The 17,320-nt window shown below is 71.6% G+C and carries 14 protein-coding genes; 11 read left to right on the top strand and 3 right to left on the bottom strand.

Going from position 1 to position 17,320, the window contains the following annotated elements; all coding sequences use genetic code 11:
- The first annotated feature begins 5 nt into the window (after positions 1–5).
- The 6 genes from QH283_RS05955 to QH283_RS05930 all read left to right on the top strand — a co-directional run bounded on the left by QH283_RS05955 (position 6) and on the right by QH283_RS05930 (position 11,400).
- A complete protein-coding gene (locus tag QH283_RS05955; protein WP_280502011.1) occupies positions 6–2,180 on the top strand; it encodes a cytochrome c oxidase assembly protein in 2,175 nt (724 codons plus the stop codon).
- Positions 2,177–3,139 carry a serine/threonine dehydratase gene (locus QH283_RS05950; protein ID WP_280502007.1) on the top strand — a complete coding sequence of 321 codons (963 nt, stop codon included), beginning with the start codon at positions 2,177–2,179 and terminating at the stop codon, positions 3,137–3,139. The genes QH283_RS05955 and QH283_RS05950 overlap by 4 nt, the downstream gene beginning before the upstream one ends.
- A gap of 51 nt (positions 3,140–3,190) precedes the next feature.
- The gene (gene ettA / locus QH283_RS05945) at positions 3,191–4,867 is read left to right on the top strand and encodes an energy-dependent translational throttle protein EttA (protein ID WP_280502006.1); all 1,677 of its coding nucleotides are present in this window, start codon (positions 3,191–3,193) and stop codon (positions 4,865–4,867) included.
- A gap of 372 nt (positions 4,868–5,239) precedes the next feature.
- Positions 5,240–10,126, top strand: coding sequence for an NAD-glutamate dehydrogenase (locus QH283_RS05940; RefSeq protein ID WP_280502005.1), 4,887 nt, complete (start codon positions 5,240–5,242; stop codon positions 10,124–10,126).
- 186 nt (positions 10,127–10,312) lie between these two features.
- Entirely contained in the window at positions 10,313–10,738 is a 426-nt protein-coding gene (locus QH283_RS05935; protein ID WP_324246463.1) for an acyl-CoA thioesterase, read from the top strand.
- The gene (locus tag QH283_RS05930) at positions 10,735–11,400 is read left to right on the top strand and encodes a hypothetical protein (RefSeq protein WP_280502004.1); all 666 of its coding nucleotides are present in this window, start codon (positions 10,735–10,737) and stop codon (positions 11,398–11,400) included. The genes QH283_RS05935 and QH283_RS05930 overlap by 4 nt, the downstream gene beginning before the upstream one ends.
- Before the next feature lie 39 nt (positions 11,401–11,439).
- On the opposite strand, the gene QH283_RS05925 is transcribed toward QH283_RS05930, so the two are convergent.
- Both QH283_RS05925 and QH283_RS05920 read right to left on the bottom strand, forming a co-directional pair.
- Positions 11,440–11,751, bottom strand: a complete 312-nt coding sequence (locus QH283_RS05925; RefSeq protein ID WP_280502003.1) for an AzlD domain-containing protein — start codon at positions 11,749–11,751, stop codon at positions 11,440–11,442.
- Complete coding sequence (locus QH283_RS05920) at positions 11,748–12,461, bottom strand: AzlC family ABC transporter permease (protein ID WP_280502002.1); 714 nt, start codon at positions 12,459–12,461, stop codon at positions 11,748–11,750. The genes QH283_RS05925 and QH283_RS05920 overlap by 4 nt, the downstream gene beginning before the upstream one ends.
- 191 nt (positions 12,462–12,652) lie before the next feature.
- Here QH283_RS05920 and QH283_RS05915 point away from each other — a divergent pair, with 191 nt between their 5' ends.
- On the top strand, positions 12,653–13,222 hold the full coding sequence (locus QH283_RS05915; RefSeq protein ID WP_414689541.1) for a helix-turn-helix domain-containing protein: 570 nt from the start codon (positions 12,653–12,655) through the stop codon (positions 13,220–13,222).
- A 13-nt stretch (positions 13,223–13,235) separates the two neighbouring features.
- On the opposite strand, the gene QH283_RS05910 is transcribed toward QH283_RS05915, so the two are convergent.
- A complete protein-coding gene (locus QH283_RS05910; RefSeq protein ID WP_280502001.1) occupies positions 13,236–13,961 on the bottom strand; it encodes an HNH endonuclease in 726 nt (241 codons plus the stop codon).
- 228 nt (positions 13,962–14,189) lie between these two features.
- Here QH283_RS05910 and QH283_RS05905 point away from each other — a divergent pair, with 228 nt between their 5' ends.
- The 4 genes from QH283_RS05905 to QH283_RS05890 all read left to right on the top strand — a co-directional run bounded on the left by QH283_RS05905 (position 14,190) and on the right by QH283_RS05890 (position 17,137).
- Positions 14,190–14,594, top strand: a complete 405-nt coding sequence (locus QH283_RS05905; protein WP_280502000.1) for a globin — start codon at positions 14,190–14,192, stop codon at positions 14,592–14,594.
- Positions 14,595–14,708: 114 nt separating this feature from the next.
- The gene (locus QH283_RS05900) at positions 14,709–16,343 is read left to right on the top strand and encodes a glycoside hydrolase family 13 protein (protein WP_432420670.1); all 1,635 of its coding nucleotides are present in this window, start codon (positions 14,709–14,711) and stop codon (positions 16,341–16,343) included.
- A 70-nt stretch (positions 16,344–16,413) separates the two neighbouring features.
- On the top strand, positions 16,414–16,686 hold the full coding sequence (ctaJ, locus tag QH283_RS05895; RefSeq protein WP_280501999.1) for an aa3-type cytochrome oxidase subunit CtaJ: 273 nt from the start codon (positions 16,414–16,416) through the stop codon (positions 16,684–16,686).
- Positions 16,673–17,137, top strand: a complete 465-nt coding sequence (locus QH283_RS05890; RefSeq protein ID WP_280501998.1) for a DUF5130 domain-containing protein — start codon at positions 16,673–16,675, stop codon at positions 17,135–17,137. Before ctaJ ends, QH283_RS05890 begins: the two co-directional genes overlap by 14 nt.
- Positions 17,138–17,320: the final 183 nt, after the last annotated feature.

The raw sequence follows: 17,320 nt of genomic DNA, 5'->3' as shown, positions 1-17,320 counted from the left end.
GTCGTATGTCGTCATCCCCGAAGCCGGCCGAGACCACCGCCGCGCGGGACACCACGCGCGCGGCGGCGGGCCGATTCACCGCCGTGACGGCGGTGTCCGGGGCGCTGGCCGCGGTGACGGCGGCCGTGGTCGTCGGGTTCTCCGCGTCGCAGGCGCTGAGCCTGCTCGGCATTCCCGACCCAGGGGCGCTCACCACCTACGGGCTGCCCGCGGTCCGCTCGCTGGCCGATCTGGCCGCGGCGCTGACCGTCGGCTCGCTGTTCTTCGCCGCCTTCCTCGTCCCGCCGCAGGGCAACGGGCTGCTCGACGTCGGCGGCTACCGCGCCGTGCGGATGGCGTCGAACTTCGCGCTGGTGTGGGCCTGCTGCGCGGCGCTGCTGGTGCCGCTGACGGTCTCCGACACCACCGGCAAGCCGGTCGCGGAGATCTGGCGGCCGGAGGACCTGTGGCGGGTGATCGGCCTGATCGACGTCGCGCAGGCCTGGCGCACCACGGTGGTCTTCGCGCTGATCGTGGCGATCGGGGCCCGGCTGGCGCTGCGCTGGGGGTGGACGCCGATCCTGTTCGGCGGGTCGATCCTGACCATGATGCCGCTGGCCCTGACCGGGCACTCGTCGTCCGGGGGCTCCCACGACGTGGCCACCAACAGCCTGATCCTGCACCTGGTCGCGGTCGCGATCTGGGTGGGCGGACTGTTCGCGGTCCTGGCCTACGCGCTGCGCGGCGGGGTGTTCACCGGCCTGGCCGCGCGCCGATTCTCCTTCACCGCCACCATCGCCTTCGTCGTCGTCGCGCTCAGCGGTGTGATCAACTCCTGGGTGCGGCTGCCGCTGTCGGAGCTGTTCACCAGCACCTACGGGCGGCTGATCCTGGTGAAGGCGGCCGCGCTGGTGGCGCTCGGCGTGCTCGGCTGGTTCCAGCGCAGGGCCGCGTTGCCCGCCCTCGAGGCGAACCCGCAGGACCGCGGCGCTCTGGTGCGTTTCGCCGGTGTCGAGGTGCTGATCTTCGCGGCCACCATGGGCCTGGCGGTCGGCCTCGGCCGCACCCCGCCCCCGCCGCCCACCTCGGTGCCGACCCCGGCCGAACTGGAACTGGGCTACGACCTGGCCGGCCCGCCCACCCTGGCGCGGCTGCTGTTCGACTGGCGCTTCGACCTGATCTTCGGGACGATCGCGATCGTGGCGGCCGTGCTGTATCTGCTCGGCGTGTACCGGCTGCGCAGCCGAGGCGACGCCTGGCCGGTCGGACGCACCATCGCCTGGCTGTCGGCCTGCGCGCTGCTGCTGGTGACGACCTCCTCCGGCATCGGCCGGTACGCGCCCGCCATGTTCAGCGTGCACATGATGCAGCACATGGCGCTGTCGATGCTCGCGCCGATCCTGTTCGCCCTCGGCGGCGCGGTCACCCTGGCGCTGCGGGCGCTGCCGCCCGCCGGGCGCAACGCCCCGCCCGGGCCGCGTGAGTGGATCCTGACGGCGGTGCACAACCCGGTCGCGCGGTTCCTGACCCAGCCGATCGTGGCCTCGGTGATCTTCGTCGTCGGCTTCTACGCGCTGTACATGGGCGGCATCTACGACTCGATCGTGGACTCGCACGCCGCCCACCTGTTCATGAACCTGCACTTCCTGATCAGCGGCTACCTGTTCTACTGGGTGGTGATCGGCATCGACCCCAAGCCGCGCCAGGTGGAGCCGTTGACCAAGCTGGGCATGGTCTTCGGGTCGCTGCCCTTCCACGCCTTCTTCGGCGTCGCGCTGATGAGCATGTCCACGGTCATGGGCGGCTGGTTCTTCCGCGGCCTCGGCCTGGACTGGCACACCGACCTGCTCGGCGACCAGCGCACCGGCGGCAGCCTTGCCTGGGCCAGCGGTGAGGTGCCGCTGGTGGTGGTCATGCTCGCGCTGCTGATCCAATGGTCGCGCAGCGACGAGCGCGCGGCCAAGCGCTACGACCGCGCCGCCGAGCGCGACGACGACGCGGAGCTGGCCGCCTACAACGCCATGTACGCCGAACTCGCCCGGCGCGACGGGGGCGGGCGGCCGGGGACGGCGGCCGCCGTCGAAGCCCCGGCGAAGACCGTGTCCGGTGCGAAGACAGCGTCCGGTGCGAAGACCGCCTCCGGCACGGGGGACGCCGGGACCGCCGACGAACGACCGGGTGACCGCGAGGGGAATTCTTGACCGAGCTCGACCCCTCGGCCGCCCACGGCGGCCCGCGCAGACCGCTGCGCGCCGATGTTCGCGCCGCCCGGCGCGCGACCGCGGGCCGGATCAGGCGGACCCCGGTCCTGCACACCACCGTGGCGGGCCCGGACGGGCCGGTCCCGGTCACCCTCAAGCTGGAATATCTCCAGCACGCGGGCACGTTCAAGGTACGAGGCGCGTTGAACGCCCTGCTCACCGCGGGGGACGTCGAGCACGTGGTGCTGGCGTCGACGGGCAATTCCGGGATCGCGGTCGCGCTGGTCGCGGCCTGGCTCGGCAAGACCTGCACGGTGGTGGTGCCGGAGTCGGCCGCGCACACCAAGGTGGCGGCCATGTGGTCGCACGGCGCTGAGGTGCTCTGGTCGGGCACCACCTTCGCCGAGGCCGAGCGGCACGCGGCCGAGCTGGCCGTCGAGCGCTCGGCGCTGCTGCTGCACGCCTACGACCAGTCCGATCTGGTCGCGGGCTCCGGCGTGCTGGGCCTCGAGCTCGAGGAGCAGGTGCGCGGCAGACCACCGGTGCTGGCGGCGGTGGGCGGCGGCGCCCTGGTGGCCGGGCTGGCCGCCGCCTACGGGCGCAGGCAGCGGGTGATCGGGGTGGAATCGGTGAGCATGCCCGCCTTGCACGCCGCGCTGACCGCCGACGAGCCGGTGGAGGTCGGGCCCGCCCCTGCCGGGATCGACCCGCTGGGTGCGAGCCGGGTGGGCGAGCTGGCGCTGCGGCTGGCCCGCCGCTACGACGTGCCGGCGCTGCTGGTCACCGACGACGCGATCGCGACCGCGCGCGAGTACCTGTGGCGCGAGTTCCGTATCGTGGTGGAACCGGCGGGTGCGGCCGCGCTGGCCGCCGTGCAGAGCGGCGCCTACATCCCGGCCGGCGGCGAACGGCCGGTCGTGGTGCTCTGCGGGGCGAACACCGACGCGACCGGACTGTGACGCCCCGCGCTACTTTCTCTCCCCTGTTCCCTGACCGATAGGCTTGCGCATATGGCTGAGTTCATTTATCAGATGAAGAAGGTTCGGAAGGCCCACGGCGACAAAGTCGTGCTCGACGATGTCACGCTGAACTTCCTTCCCGGCGCCAAGATCGGCGTCGTCGGTCCGAACGGCGCGGGCAAGTCCAGCGTCCTGAAGATCATGGCCGGACTGGACCAGCCGAACAACGGTGAGGCGTTCCTCGCTCCCGGCGCCACGGTGGGCATCCTGCAGCAGGAGCCGCCGTTGAACGAGGAGAAGACCGTCCGTGGCAACGTCGAGGAGGGCCTCGGCGAGGTCAAGGTCAAGCTCGACCGCTTCAACGAGATCGCCGAACTCATGGCCACCGACTACTCCGACGAGCTCATGGACGAGATGGGCAAGTTGCAGGAGTACCTCGATCACGCCGACGCCTGGGATGTGGATTCCCAGCTCGAGCAGGCGATGGACGCGCTGCGCTGCCCGCCGCCGGACGAGCCGGTCACCAATCTCTCCGGTGGTGAGCGCCGCCGCGTCGCGCTGTGCAAGCTGCTGCTGAGCAAGCCCGACCTGCTGCTGCTCGACGAGCCGACCAACCACCTCGACGCCGAGTCGGTGCTCTGGCTCGAGCAGCACCTCGCCCAGTACCCCGGCGCCGTGCTCGCGGTCACCCACGACCGCTACTTCCTCGACAATGTCGCGGGCTGGATCCTCGAGCTCGATCGCGGCCGGGCCTACCCCTACGAGGGCAACTACTCCACCTACCTGGAGAAGAAGGCCGAGCGCCTCGAGGTGCAGGGCAAGAAGGACCAGAAGCTGCAGAAGCGGCTCAAGGAAGAGCTGGCCTGGGTCCGCTCCGGCGCCAAGGCCCGCCAGGCCAAGAACAAGGCGCGTCTGGGTCGCTACGAGGAGATGGCGGCCGAGGCGGAGAAGATGCGCAAGCTCGACTTCGAGGAGATCCAGATCCCCGCCGGCCCGCGCCTGGGCAACGTGGTGGTCGAGGTGGAGCACCTGGACAAGGGCTTCGGCGACCGCCAGCTCATCAAGGACCTGTCGTTCACCCTGCCGCGCAACGGCATCGTCGGCGTGATCGGCCCCAACGGCGTCGGCAAGTCCACGCTGTTCAAGACCATCGTCGGCCTCGAACAGCCCGACAGCGGCACGGTGCGGATCGGTGAGACGGTCAAGCTCAGCTACGTCGACCAGAACCGCGCGGGCATCGACCCGGACAAGACGGTCTGGCAGGTCGTCTCCGACGGCCTGGACTACATCGAGGTCGGCCAGCAGGAGATGCCCTCGCGCGCTTACGTTTCCGCGTTCGGTTTCAAGGGCCCGGATCAGCAGAAGCCCGCGGGCGTGCTCTCCGGTGGTGAGCGCAACCGGCTGAACCTGGCGCTGACCCTCAAGCAGGGCGGCAACCTGATCCTGCTCGACGAGCCGACCAACGACCTCGACGTCGAGACGCTGGGTTCGCTGGAGAACGCGCTGGAGAACTTCCCCGGCTGCGCCGTGGTCATCTCCCACGACCGCTGGTTCCTCGACCGCACCTGCACCCACATCCTCGCCTGGGAGGGCACCGAGGACAATCCGGCCAAGTGGTTCTGGTTCGAGGGCAACTTCGAGGCATACGAGGCCAACAAGGTCGAGCGGCTCGGCCCCGAGGCGGCTCGCCCGCACCGGGTGACCCACCGCAAGCTGACCCGCGACTGAGCGCGGGGCGGTGCCCGCTGGACGGTGCACCGTCGCCGCGCGGCCGCTCCGGCGTGACTCCCGCGAAGGGGGTGAGACGACAGAATCGTCTCGCCCCCTTTCTTTTTCGCGTGTACAACACAATCGAGCACAGAAGTGGCTATGGTGGGCCGCGTGCATGCGCAGGCGCGTTCCGGTGCCCCGGCCCTCCTCCTCACGTCCGCGTCGACGTGAGGTGACCCCGGGTCCGTTCGGCGGCTGTGCCACGAGCCCGCGAACCCGGCGATTCGGTTGCCGGGGCGCAATCGGCTGCCGTGCGCGTGCGGCACAGCTACCCTTCGGACTGCGTCACTTTGTTGCGGAAATCCGATCCGAGGGAGTTGGCGAAAAAACATGACGGTCTCGTCCGAATTGTCCGGTGCGGCTTGGGCCGCGAGTTTGCCGCCGTCGCTGCGCGAAGGGCTGGCAAATCTCGAGCGGGCGTACTTCCGCCACGTCGACGCGGACGATGTGGACAGCGAGGTCACCGGCGTGTCGCAGATCTTCCGGCGGCACCTGGAGCTGGCGGCCAGGCGCGTGGCGGGCAGCCCGCTGATCCGGGTCCACCACCCCGAGGACGGCAGCGGGGTCGGCGCGGCCGTGCAGGTGGTCACCGACGACATGCCGTTGCTCGTCGACTCCATCACCGCCGCCGTCAGCCGGGCCGAGGCGCGGATCATCGACGTCATCCACCCCATCTTCGAAGTCGAACGCGACGCCGACGGCCGGTTGCTCGCCGCCGCCGCGCACGAGGTCGACCGCAGATCCGCCGCGAGCGGGCGGCGCGAATCGTGGATCCATGTGCAGCTCGACCCGGCCACCGGGCCGGCCAAGCTCGACCGGCTGGCCGACACCCTCGGCAACGTGATCGCCGATGTGCGCCGGGTGATCGACGACCGCGGCGCCATGGAGCGGGCGCAGAGCGCGCTGGCGGACGAGCTGGAGCGCCGCGCCGAGGCGGGCCGTGGCCCGTACCCGCCGGAGGAGTCGCGGGAGACCGCGGCGCTGCTGCGCTGGCTGGCCGACGGCTACTTCTCGGTGCTCGGCTACGCGCGCTACCGGCTGCGCGACGCCGGTGACCACAGCGTGAGCGACCTGCTCGACGAGACCTGCCTCGGCGTGCTCCGCCCCGGCGTCGGCACCGACTTCAAGGTGCCCGCCGACGGCCCCGACCGCCCGCTGCTGCGGCTGACCCAGGGCCTGGTCACCGCCACCGTGCACCGCCCGGTGTATCCCTACTTCGTCGGCGTCGCCGATGTGGACGCCACGGGCGAGGTGGTGGGCGAGCATCTGTTCATCGGCGTGTTCACCGTGACCGCGGTGCACGAGAACGTGCTCGACATCCCGGTGGTCCGCAAGCGGGTGCGCAGCGCGATCGAGCGCAGCGGCTTCGAGCTGGAGTCCTACTCCGGGCAGGCGATGCTCGAGGTCATCCAGTCCTTCCCGCGCACCGAGCTGTTCTCCTCCGACGCCGAGACCATGCGCCGCACCGCCGAGGCCGTGCTGAACGTCGGTCTGCGCCGCCAGGTCCGGCTGTTCCTGCGCGCGGACACCCACGGCAGGTTCGTGGCCTGCCTGGTGTACCTGCCGCGCGACCGCTACACCACCCACGTGCGCCTGACCATGCAGGACATCCTGGTGCGCGAGCTGGGCGGCGAGGGCATCGACTACTCCGCGCGGGTCAGCGAAAGCGACCTGGCGAGTGTGTATTTCACGGTCAAGATGCCGGGCGCGGAGTCCGGCGGGCCCGATCGCGCGGCCATCCTTGCCCGCACCTCCGACGACAACCGCAGACGCGTCGAGAGCCTGCTGTCCGCGGCCAGCCGCACCTGGGCCGACAATCTGATCGACCTGGCGAGGAGCTCGGCGCCCACGCTGGATCCCGGTGTGGTGCAGGCCTATTCGACCGCCTTCCCGGAGTCCTACAAGCAGGACTTCGCCCCCGGCCGGGCGCTGCGCGACATCGCCAGGCTGCAGCGGCTGCGCGAGGGCGAGATCGACCAGCACCTGTACCGGCAGCCCGACGCCGCGCCCGGCGCGTGGCGGTTCTCGCTGTCGGTGTGCGGCGAGGCCATCTCGCTGAGCCAGGTGCTCCCCGTGCTCCAGAGCCTCGGTGTCGAGGTCGTCGACGAGCGGCCGTACCAGGTGCGGGTCGAGCCGCAGCGGTGGATCTACGACTTCGGCGTGCTGGCCCGCCCCGACCTGCTGCGCGGCGCGCTCGACCACGACCTGGACGCCGAACTGCTGGAGACCGGCGAGAGCAGCGGACTGCGGCAGCGCTTCGTCGACGCGGTGGAGGCCATGTGGCACGGCCGGGCCGAGGCCGACGGCCTCAACGAGCTGGTGCTGCGGGCGCGGCTGCCGTGGCGCTCGGTCGCCGTGCTGCGCACCTACGCGAAATACCTCCAGCAGGCCGGATTCCCGTACTCCCAGACCAATATCGCCCGCGTGCTGCAGGCGCATCCGCACATCGCCGCCCTGCTGGTGGAACTGTTCGCCGCGCGCTTCGATCCCGAGGGCTGCTCGGCCGAGCGCGCCACCGAATGCCTGGCCGAGCTGGGCAGGCGCATCGACCAGGTGGTCAGCCTGGACGCCGACCGCATCCTGCGCGCCATGCTCGGGCTGATCAAGGCCACCCTGCGCACCAACTTCTACACCACCGACGCCGATGGTGCGGTGCGCGAACACATCTCGGTGAAGCTGGAGCCGCGCGAGATCGCCGAACTGCCCAAACCGAAGCCGCGCTTCGAGATCTTCGTCTACTCGCCCCGGGTGGAGGGCGTGCATCTGCGTTTCGGCGCGGTGGCGCGCGGCGGCCTGCGCTGGTCGGACCGGCTGGAGGATTTCCGCACCGAGGTCCTCGGCCTGGTGAAGGCGCAGGCGGTCAAGAACGCGGTGATCGTGCCGGTCGGCGCCAAGGGGGGCTTCGTGGTGAAGAAGCCACCGCAGGCCACCGGTGACGCGGCCGCCGACCGGCAGGCGCTGACCGCCGAGGGGGTGCGCTGCTATCGCACCTTCATCTCCGGCCTGCTCGACCTGACCGACAACGTCGACCTGGCCACCGGCGCGGGGGCGCCGGCCCCGGGCGTGGTCCGCCACGACGGCGACGACACCTACCTGGTGGTCGCCGCCGACAAGGGCACGGCCAGCTTCTCCGACATCGCCAACGAGGTGGCGCTCGACTACGGCTTCTGGCTCGGCGACGCCTTCGCCTCCGGCGGCTCGGCGGGCTACGACCACAAGGCGATGGGCATCACCGCGCGCGGCGCCTGGGAGAGCGTCAAGCGGCACTTCGCCGAGATGGGCATCGACACCCAGCGCGAGGACTTCACCGTCGTCGGCATCGGCGACATGAGCGGCGACGTGTTCGGCAACGGCATGCTGCTCAGCGAGCACATCCGTCTGGTGGCCGCCTTCGACCACCGGCACATCTTCCTCGACCCCGATCCCGACGCGGCCACCTCCTACCGGGAGCGGCGCAGGCTGTTCGACCTGCCCCGGTCCAGCTGGGCCGACTACGACCGCTCGCTGATCAGCGCGGGCGGCGGGGTGTGGGATCGCACGGTCAAGGCGGTGCCGATCAGCCCGCAGGCGCGCGCCGCGCTCGGCCTGCCCGACAGCGTGACCTCGCTGGCTCCGCCCGAGCTGGTGCGCGCCATCCTGCGCGCCCCGGTGCAGTTGCTGTGGAACGGTGGCATCGGCACCTACATCAAGGCCTCCACCGAGACCAACGCCGAGGTCGGCGACAAGTCCAACGACGCGGTCCGGGTGGACGGCAGGGACCTGCGCGTCGCGGTGGTCGGCGAGGGCGGCAACCTGGGCGCGACCGCGCGCGGGCGCATCGAGTTCTGCCGCGCGGGCGGCAAGATCAACACCGACGCGCTCGACAACTCCGCCGGCGTCGACTGCTCCGATCACGAGGTCAACATCAAGGTGCTGCTCGACGGCGTGGTCAGCTCGGGCGAGCTGCCCGCGGCCGAGCGCAACCGGCTGCTGGCCTCGATGACCGACGAGGTCGCCGAGATGGTGTTGCGCGACAACGTCTCCCAGAACTTCCTGATGGGTCTGTCGCGTTTCGAGGCGCCGCGCATGACCAATGTGTGCGCCCGGCTGATCACCGACCTGGAGGAGCGGCGCGGCCTCGACCGGGAGCTGGAGGCGTTGCCCTCGGCGGCGGAGCTGGCCAGGCGCGCCGAGGCGGGGGAGGGGCTGGTCTCGCCCGAACTGGCCACGCTCATGGCCCATGTCAAACTCTCGCTCAAGGCCGATCTGCTCGACTCCGATCTGCCCGATCAGGCCTTCTTCGCCGCGCGGCTGCCCGAGTACTTCCCGCGCCCGCTGCGCGAGCGTTTCGGCGCGGCCGTCAAGCGGCACCGGCTGCGCCGGGAGATCGTGACCACCGTGCTGGTCAACGAGATGGTCGACCACGGCGGCATCAGCTACGCCTTCCGGCTGGCCGAGGAGTGCGGGGCCTCGGCCACCGACGCGGTGCGCGCCTTCACCGCGGCCAGGGAGATCTTCGGCCTCGGCGAGGTGTGGGAGCGCATCCGCACCGCCGACATTCCGGTCGCGGTGCGCGACGAGCTGGAGTTCGAGACCAAACGCACCATGGACCGGGCCTCGCGCTGGCTGCTCAACAACCGCCCGCAGCCGCTGGCCGTCGGCGCGGAGATCAACCGCTACCGTGAGGGCGTGCGCGCGCTCGCGCCGAAGGTGCCGGGCTGGCTGCGCGGACACCACCTGCTGAGCATCACCGAGCAGGCCGAGGAACTGGTCGGGCGCGGGGCGCCGAGGGAACTGGCGGTGGAGGTCTTCGGCCTGCTCAACCAGTTCCCGCTGCTGGACATTCTCGACATCGCCGACATCACCGACCGCGACGGCGACGAGGTCGGCGCGATGTACTACGCGCTCAACGACCACCTGAAGATCGACTGGCTGCTGGCGGCCATCTCCGATCTCGAGCGCGGCGACCGTTGGCACGCGCTGGCCAGGCTGGCGGTGCGCGACGACATGTACTCCTCGCTGCGCTCGCTGACCCTGGACGTGCTCTCCGCGGGCGACCCGGAGGAGACCGCGGACGAGAAGATCCAGTACTGGGAGTCGAAGAACCAGTCGAGGCTGGGCCGCGCGCGGGCGGCGCTGGCGGAGATCTTCGAGACCGGCGCGCACGATCTGGCCGGTCTCTCGGTGGCCGCGCGCCAGGTTCGCAGCATGGTCAGCGGGGTGGGCGCGCAGTCCTGAACCAGCCCGTTCGCACTCGGTTACATCTCACAATCGCACGCCCCGGACCTGCACCGGGGCGTGCGGCTGGCCTACCCTGGTGTGCCTAGTCCGGCCCGGTCCGCAGTTCGGGCCGGAATCGGGCTATCACGGAGGTTACCGGTGACGAGTGCGTCGAACGGCAATGGTCGCGCGAGCGGGAGCACGCTGCTGCTGCCCCGGCGGTTCCACGCGAAGGTCGACATCCGCTGGTCCGATATGGACGTCTTCCAGCACGTGAACCACGCCCGCATGGTCACCCTGCTGGAGGAGGCGCGCATCCCGTGGCTGTTCGAGGACGGACGGCCGACCGCCCCGCTGCGGGAGGGCTGCGTGCTGGTGGACCTGCACGTGCGTTATCGCGAACAGCTACGCCACGAGGACACCCCGCTCGACATCGCCATGTGGATCGAGCGGCTGCGCGCGGTCGACTTCACCGTCGGCTACGAGGTGCGGGCCGCGGCCGCCGCGCCCGACTCGCCGCCCGCGGTGGTGGCCTCCACCCAGATCGCGGCCTTCGACATCAAGACCCAGCGGCTGCGCCGGATCGCCCCGGCCGAGCGCGACTACCTGGCGGAGTGGATGGACAAGTGAGCGGGCAGTCGGTGCTGGACGTCGCCGATCCCGGCGAACGCGCCAACCTGTCCGCCTTCCTCGGCTGCGCCCTGCGCCAGGACGAGGCCGCCGCGGTGCGTCTGCGCCGTCGCGGGCCGAGGCACGTCTCGGCCTGGGTGAGCACCGGTTTCGAGACGCTGGCCACGCGCACCGTCGAGGGCGTGCTCGGCGTCGAGGACACGACCGTGGGGGCCGATCTGGTGCAGGCCGGCCTGCGCGCCGCCGGGCCGATCGACCTCGGCTACTCCATGGACTCGGCCTGGCGCGGCGCGCTGCCGCCCGCCGACGGCTTCGTCCACCTCGACGACGTGCCCGCCCGCACTCTCGTGCGACTGTCCGAGCGCGGCGCGGCCCTGGCGAAGGAACACGGCGGCAGGCACGGCCCGCCCTCGGGGCTGCTCGACCAGACGGTGCTGACCGTCTCCGCGGGCGAGGACCGGGTCGAGGTGCCGATGCGGGTGGTCTTCGCGCTGACCGCCATGGACTTCATCCCGCACTCCGGCGAGCGCGCCGAGGCGCACCGCATCGACGCGACCGAGATCGTCCGGGTCAGGGCCACCGCCTCGTGGTTGCGCATCGACGCCCGCTACGGGTCGGTGGCGCGGCGGCGCGGGGGCGGCTTCCCGATCTTCCCGAACTGAGGTCTGTTCCCCGGCCGGCGTCTGGTCGAAGCGGCAGGGTCAGGGCAGGCCGGTCAGGCGCAGCAGGGCGGTCGTTCCCGCCGCGGCGAGCACGACGACCAGCAGCGGGCTGCGCCGCCAGGCGAGCACGCAGGCGACGGCCACCCCGGCGGGCATGGCGACGCCCATCTCCCCGGTGCCCAGCGGCAGGGTGGTGACCGCGGCCAGGGCGGCGAGCAGCACGACCGCGCCGATCTCCAGCAGGCGGCGGGCGTGGTGGGGGAAGCGGGCCCGGCTGCGCAGCGCCGGGCCCGCCCAGCGGAAGGCGTAGGTGCCGACGGCGAGGGCGAGCACGCCCGCGGCGACTGTCACGACGGCTCCCGCGCGGGGGTTCCGGCGGCGTGGACGGCGTCGCGGTGCAGGCGCCAGGAGGCGTAGCCGAGCCCGGTGAGCGCGAGCAGCACCGGCAGGCCGGCGGGCAGGAAGGGCGAACCGAGCAGGGCGACGGCGGTGCCGAGGGCGACCGCCCCGAAGGTGGCGCGGTCGCGCAGGGCGGGCAACACCAGGGTGAGCAGCACGGCGGGGAACACCGCGTCGAGGCCGAGCGCGGCGGTGTCGGGGACCAGGGTGCCCAGCAGCGCGCCGGTGGCCGCGCCGAGCGGCCAGACCGCGAGCACGCCGAGGCCGCAGGCCCAGTAGACCGCGGTGCGGCGGGTGCGGTCGGACTCGGCCAGTGCCATGGCCACCGCCTCGTCGTTCATGACGTGCACGCCGAGCAGCCTGCGTGCTCCGGTGCCGACCGCGTCCGGGATGGACAGGCCGTAGGGCAGGTGCCTGGCGTTGACCAGCAGTCCGGCCAGCACGGCCGCGATCGGGCTGCCGCCGGCGGCGAGGATGCCGAGGAACAGGAACTCGGCCCCGCCCGCGAGCACCACGGTGCCGAGCACGACCGGCAGCCAGCCGGGGAATCCCTGGGCCACGGCGGTGGCGCCGTAGGAGACGCCGATGACGCCGACCGCAAGGCACACCGCGCCGACGCCGAGCGCGGTCTCCCGGTCGAGTGTTCGCCATATCGAACGCATGTATTTTATGATGAACACCCGGTCGGGTTCGGTCAAATGCCGGTCCGGCCGCTCGCCCGGCGGGGCCGGTGATGTGTGATCGTTGACGCGTTCGGGTGGCGTGCCGCGCACGGCGGCGGATTTCGGCGATCGGGAGGACAGCGGTGACCCGCAGCGAATCGGAGCAGGCCGGTGCGTCCGGCGCCTCGGCGGTGGCGCGGTCCGGCGACACCGCGGGTGCGCCGCTGACGGTCATCGCGGCATCGCTGCGGCGCGAGCGGGCGCGCGCCGGCCTGTCGCTGAGCGAGGTCGCCCAACGCGCGGGCATCGCCAAATCCACGCTATCGCAATTGGAATCGGGCAACGGCAACCCGAGCCTGGAGACGCTGTGGGCGCTGTGCGTCGCCCTGGACATGCCGTTCTCCCAGCTGCTCGACCCGCCGCGCCCGGCCGTGCGGGTGATCAGGGCGGGGGAGGGCCCTGTGGTCGCCGCCGAACGCTCCGACTATCGCGCCACCCTGCTCAGCGCGGGCGCGGCGACCGCCAGACGCGACGTCTACCGCATCACCGCCGAACCGGGCCGCGCGCGCGTCTCCCAGCCGCACACCCCGGGGGTGGTCGAGCACATCCTGCTCGCAGCGGGCCGTGCGCTGGCCGGGCCGTCCGGGGAACCGGTCGAACTCGGACCGGGCGACTACATCTCCTACCCGGGCGACGCCGGGCACGTCTTCGAGGCGCTGGAACCGGGGACGTGGGCGACCCTGATTGTCGAGACCCCCTGACAGCCCCGGGACGTCAGGCCGCGCCCTCGCCGAGATACTGCAACCACACCGGGTCGAGTTCGGCGGTGGTGGACAGCAACCGCCAGTGCGGGCCCTTCGGCGAGACCAGCGGATGCCGCAGCGTCCAGCCCAGCTCGCTGAGCAGCTTGTCGGCCTTGCGGTGGTTGCACGGCGCGCAGCTGGCGACGCAGTTCTCCCAGCTGTGCTCGCCACCTCGGCTGCGGGGGACCACATGGTCGATGGTCTCGGCCTTGCCGCCGCAGTAGCCGCAGCGATAGCGGTCGCGGTGCATGAGCGCGGCACGGGTCATCGGCACCCGCGCGCGATAGGGGACGCGGACGTAGGTGCGCAGGCGGATCACCGAGGGCACGGTGAGTTCGCCGCCCGCCGAGTGCACGATCGAGCCCGCGGGATCGTGGTGGACGGTGTCGGCCTTGTCGCAGACCAGCAGGACGATCGCGCGGCGGGCCGACAGCGCGGTCAGCGGCTCGTAGGTGGCGTTGAGCAGCAGCACCCGGCGCTTGGACCAGTTGAGGGAGAGGGATTCGGCGCCGTCGGGCACCGGGACGAGATGGCCGTGTTCGGCACGGCGGGCGGCCTCGGCGGGAGAGGAATTCCCCGGATGACAGTCGGACAGGATGTGCAGCGGAGTAGCCCCCGACCCACGATTGTGGACGTCGGCGGGCTTCAGTTGTCGGTGAGTCCTGGCCTCCGGTGATCGGCCGTGCCGCTGCTTCATTTCGGTGACCCCGATTCGGTCAACTCGAGGTGGAAAGACTGCCAACAATCTGACCATGAACGCAGGGCGTTTGCACGGTGATTTCGAACAATGTTCGGTGAACTGCCGTCGAAGCGCGGCCTGCTCGCGACCTGTGCGCCGCCCTGCGCCCGCCACCGTACCCCCGACGCGGGCACAATGGGACAGGGCCGGCGGGGACGCGGCCAGACGAGCGATGGAAAGGACCCGATGAGTTCCGGCGAACAGACGGCGACCTCGTTCTACGAGGCGGTCGGCGGTGCGGAGACCTTCCGCCGGCTGGTCGCGGTGTTCTACCGCGAGGTGGCCGCCGACGAGATCCTGCGGCCGCTCTACCCGGAGGAGGATCTCGGTCCCGCCGAACGGCGCCTGCGGCTGTTCCTCGAGCAGTACTGGGGCGGCCCGCGCACCTACTCCGACGAGCGCGGCCACCCGCGCCTGCGGATGCGGCACATGCCGTTCACGGTGGGTCCGCTGCAACGCGACGCCTGGCTGCGCTGCATGCGCATCGCGGTCGCCGAGATCGAGCCGGAGGTGCTCGACGACGAGCACCGCAAGGCGCTGATGGACTACTTCGAGATGGCCGCCAACTCGCTGATGAACTCGCCGTTCTGAGCCCGCTGCGCGCTGTGGCAATGAGCCCGCTGCGCGCTGTGGCCCGATCACCGAGATGAGCCCGGCCGCCGTCGCGTCCGGCGCGTGACCGTCCGGCGCGCGCGGGCCACGCCCATGCGGCACCATGGCACGGTGACCAGCGACCCCGTGACGTCAACGCCCGGCAGGCCGGGCCCCGCCGCCAGCGACCGCGACTGGTGGCGCTCGGCGGTCTTCTACCAGGTCTATCCCCGCTCGTTCGCCGATTCCGGCGACGACGGCGTCGGTGATCTGGGCGGCGTGCGCGAGCGCCTGGACCATCTCGCCGACCTCGGCGTCGACGCGCTGTGGATCAGCCCGGTGATGCGCTCGCCGATGGCCGACGGCGGCTACGACGTGGCCGACCCGCGCGACATCGACCCGCTCTTCGGCGGCATGGCCGCGATGGACGCCCTGCTCGCCGAGGCGCACGCCCGCGGCATCAGGGTCACCATGGATCTGGTGCCCAACCACACCAGCGACCGGCACCCGTGGTTCACCGCCGCCCTGGCCGCCCCGCCCGGCAGCCCCGAGCGCGCCCGCTACATCTTCCGCGACGGCCGCGGCGCGGCGGGCGAACTGCCGCCGAACAACTGGCCGAGCATCTTCGGCGGCCCGGCCTGGACCCGCGTCACCGAGCCCGACGGCCGCCCCGGCCAGTGGTACCTGCACATCTTCGCCCCCGAGCAGCCGGACCTGAACTGGGACAACCCCGAGGTCGCCGCCGACTTCGCGCAGACCCTGCGGTTCTGGCTCGATCGCGGCGTCGACGGCTTCCGCATCGATGTGGCGCACGGCATGGCCAAGCCCGATGGCCTGCCCGACCTGGCGCAGGTCAACACCAAGATGCTCATCCACGACGACAGCGATCCCCGTTTCAACAACCCCGGCGTGCACGAGATCCATCGCGGCATCCGCAAGGTGCTCGACGAGTACCCGCACGCGGTGGCCATCGGCGAGGTGTGGGTCGACGACAACATCCTGTTCGGCGAGTACGTGCGTCCCGACGAACTGCATCTGGCGTTCAACTTCCGGCTCGCCGAGACGCCCTTCGAGGCGGCGGCGGTTCGCGAGTCGGTGGAGCACTCGCTGGCCGCGGTCGCCGAGGTCGGCGCGCCCGCCACCTGGACGCTGTCCAACCACGACATCGAACGCGAGGTCACCCGCTACGGCGGCGGCGCGGTCGGCCTCGCGCGGGCGCGGGCGATGTTCCTGCTGGAGCTGGCGCTGCCAGGCCCGGTGTTCGTCTACAACGGCGCCGAACTCGGCCTGCCCAATGTCGACGACCTGCCGGACGAGGTGTTGCAGGACCCGGTCTGGGAACGCTCCGGGCACACCGAGCGCGGCCGCGACGGCTGCCGGGTGCCGATCCCCTGGGAGGGGCAGGCCCCGCCGTTCGGCTTCACCCGGGGCCGGGAGTCCTGGCTGCCCATCCCGCCGGAGTGGGCGGAGCTGACCGTGGCCGCCCAGCGGCGACGGCCCGATTCCACCCTCGCGCTCTATCGCTCGGCCATCGCGCTGCGCCACGAGCGCCCGGAATTCGCCGGCGAGGGCCTGGAATGGCTCCCCTCCGCGCCCGGGGTGGTGGCCTTCCGCCGGGAGGGCGGACTGGTCTGCGCGCTCAACACCGGCGCCGCGCCCGCCGAGCTGCCCGCGGGCGAGGTGTTGCTGGCCAGCGGCCCGCTGACCGGCGCGATGCTGCCCCCGGACAGCGCGGTCTGGCTGGTCTGAACCACCCGGACACGCGCCGGGAGAGCCACCGGACGCGCGTCTACTACACAGCATCGTCTACCTTTGAACCGTGAGCATTCTCGAGACAGTGCTGATCTTTGTCGGCATCCCGCTGGTGATCTACGCGGCGATCGCCGGATTGTCGTATCTCGGTAAGCCGCTGCCCGGTGAGAAGCCGGTCCACTTCGAGCTCGGCCAGAAGTGGACGCACGAGCCGGTGCTGTGGAGTGCCACCGACGAGGTGATCGGCAGCGGTCACCACGGCGCCGCACCGCATGGCAGTCATGCGGCTATCGAATCCGCCCAGGAGCTGATCGGAGGCCGGGCAAGTGGCAAGTTCTAAGTGGCCCGCGGTGGTCGAGGCCGACCTTCCGCACGGATACGCCCTCACCAGCAGCGGCCGGGTCTCCGGCGTGCACGAGTCGGGCGCGGTGTTCATCGAGGCGCCCTTCAGCGATGACGAGCGCCTCGCGGTCGACAACGCGCTGATCGAGGCGACCCGCGCCACCAAGGTGCGCTTCACCATCTACATCGGCGACCTCGCCGGCGATCCGGCCGCCGCGGTCGACGAGCTGTTCGCGACCACCCCGGACGCGTCCCGCTCGGTGCTCATCGCCGTCTCGCCCAACGACAAGGTGATCGAGGTCCGCTCCGGCCACGAGATCGCCGACCGCGCCAACGATCGCGTCTGCCAGCTCGGCGTCACCGCCGCGCTGAGCTCGATCCGGCAGGGCAAGCTGATCGACGGACTGGTCTCCGCGGTGCGTGTCATGGCCGCCGCGATCGGCCGCTGACCCCAACGCTCGACAGGGTCCGCTCACACGCGACAGGTCCGCCCGCACGCGACGGCGGTCGCGGCGGGCGACCGCAGGAACACAACGGCGGGCGGCCCCCCCCCGGGGGGGCGCCCGGGGGGGGTTTGGGCGCCCCCAGACGCGCCCCACACACCGGCGGCGACGAAAAAGGGGGGCAAGACA

The organism is Nocardia farcinica (assembly GCF_029867845.1).
Classification (GTDB): Bacteria; Actinomycetota; Actinomycetes; order Mycobacteriales; family Mycobacteriaceae; genus Nocardia; species Nocardia farcinica_A.
This window is presented reverse-complemented; position numbering and strand designations above follow the sequence as displayed.

Coding starts and splice junctions, on each gene's coding strand:
- QH283_RS05940 (WP_280502005.1), top strand. CDS start 5,240: ATGACGGTCTCGTCCGAATTGTCCGGTGCGGCTTGGGCCGCGAGTTTG.
- QH283_RS05955 (WP_280502011.1), top strand. CDS start 6: ATGTCGTCATCCCCGAAGCCGGCCGAGACCACCGCCGCGCGGGACACC.
- QH283_RS05910 (WP_280502001.1), bottom strand. CDS start 13,961: ATGAAGCAGCGGCACGGCCGATCACCGGAGGCCAGGACTCACCGACAA.
- QH283_RS05920 (WP_280502002.1), bottom strand. CDS start 12,461: ATGCGTTCGATATGGCGAACACTCGACCGGGAGACCGCGCTCGGCGTC.
- ettA (WP_280502006.1), top strand. CDS start 3,191: ATGGCTGAGTTCATTTATCAGATGAAGAAGGTTCGGAAGGCCCACGGC.
- QH283_RS05905 (WP_280502000.1), top strand. CDS start 14,190: ATGAGTTCCGGCGAACAGACGGCGACCTCGTTCTACGAGGCGGTCGGC.
- QH283_RS05900 (WP_432420670.1), top strand. CDS start 14,709: ATGCGGCACCATGGCACGGTGACCAGCGACCCCGTGACGTCAACGCCC.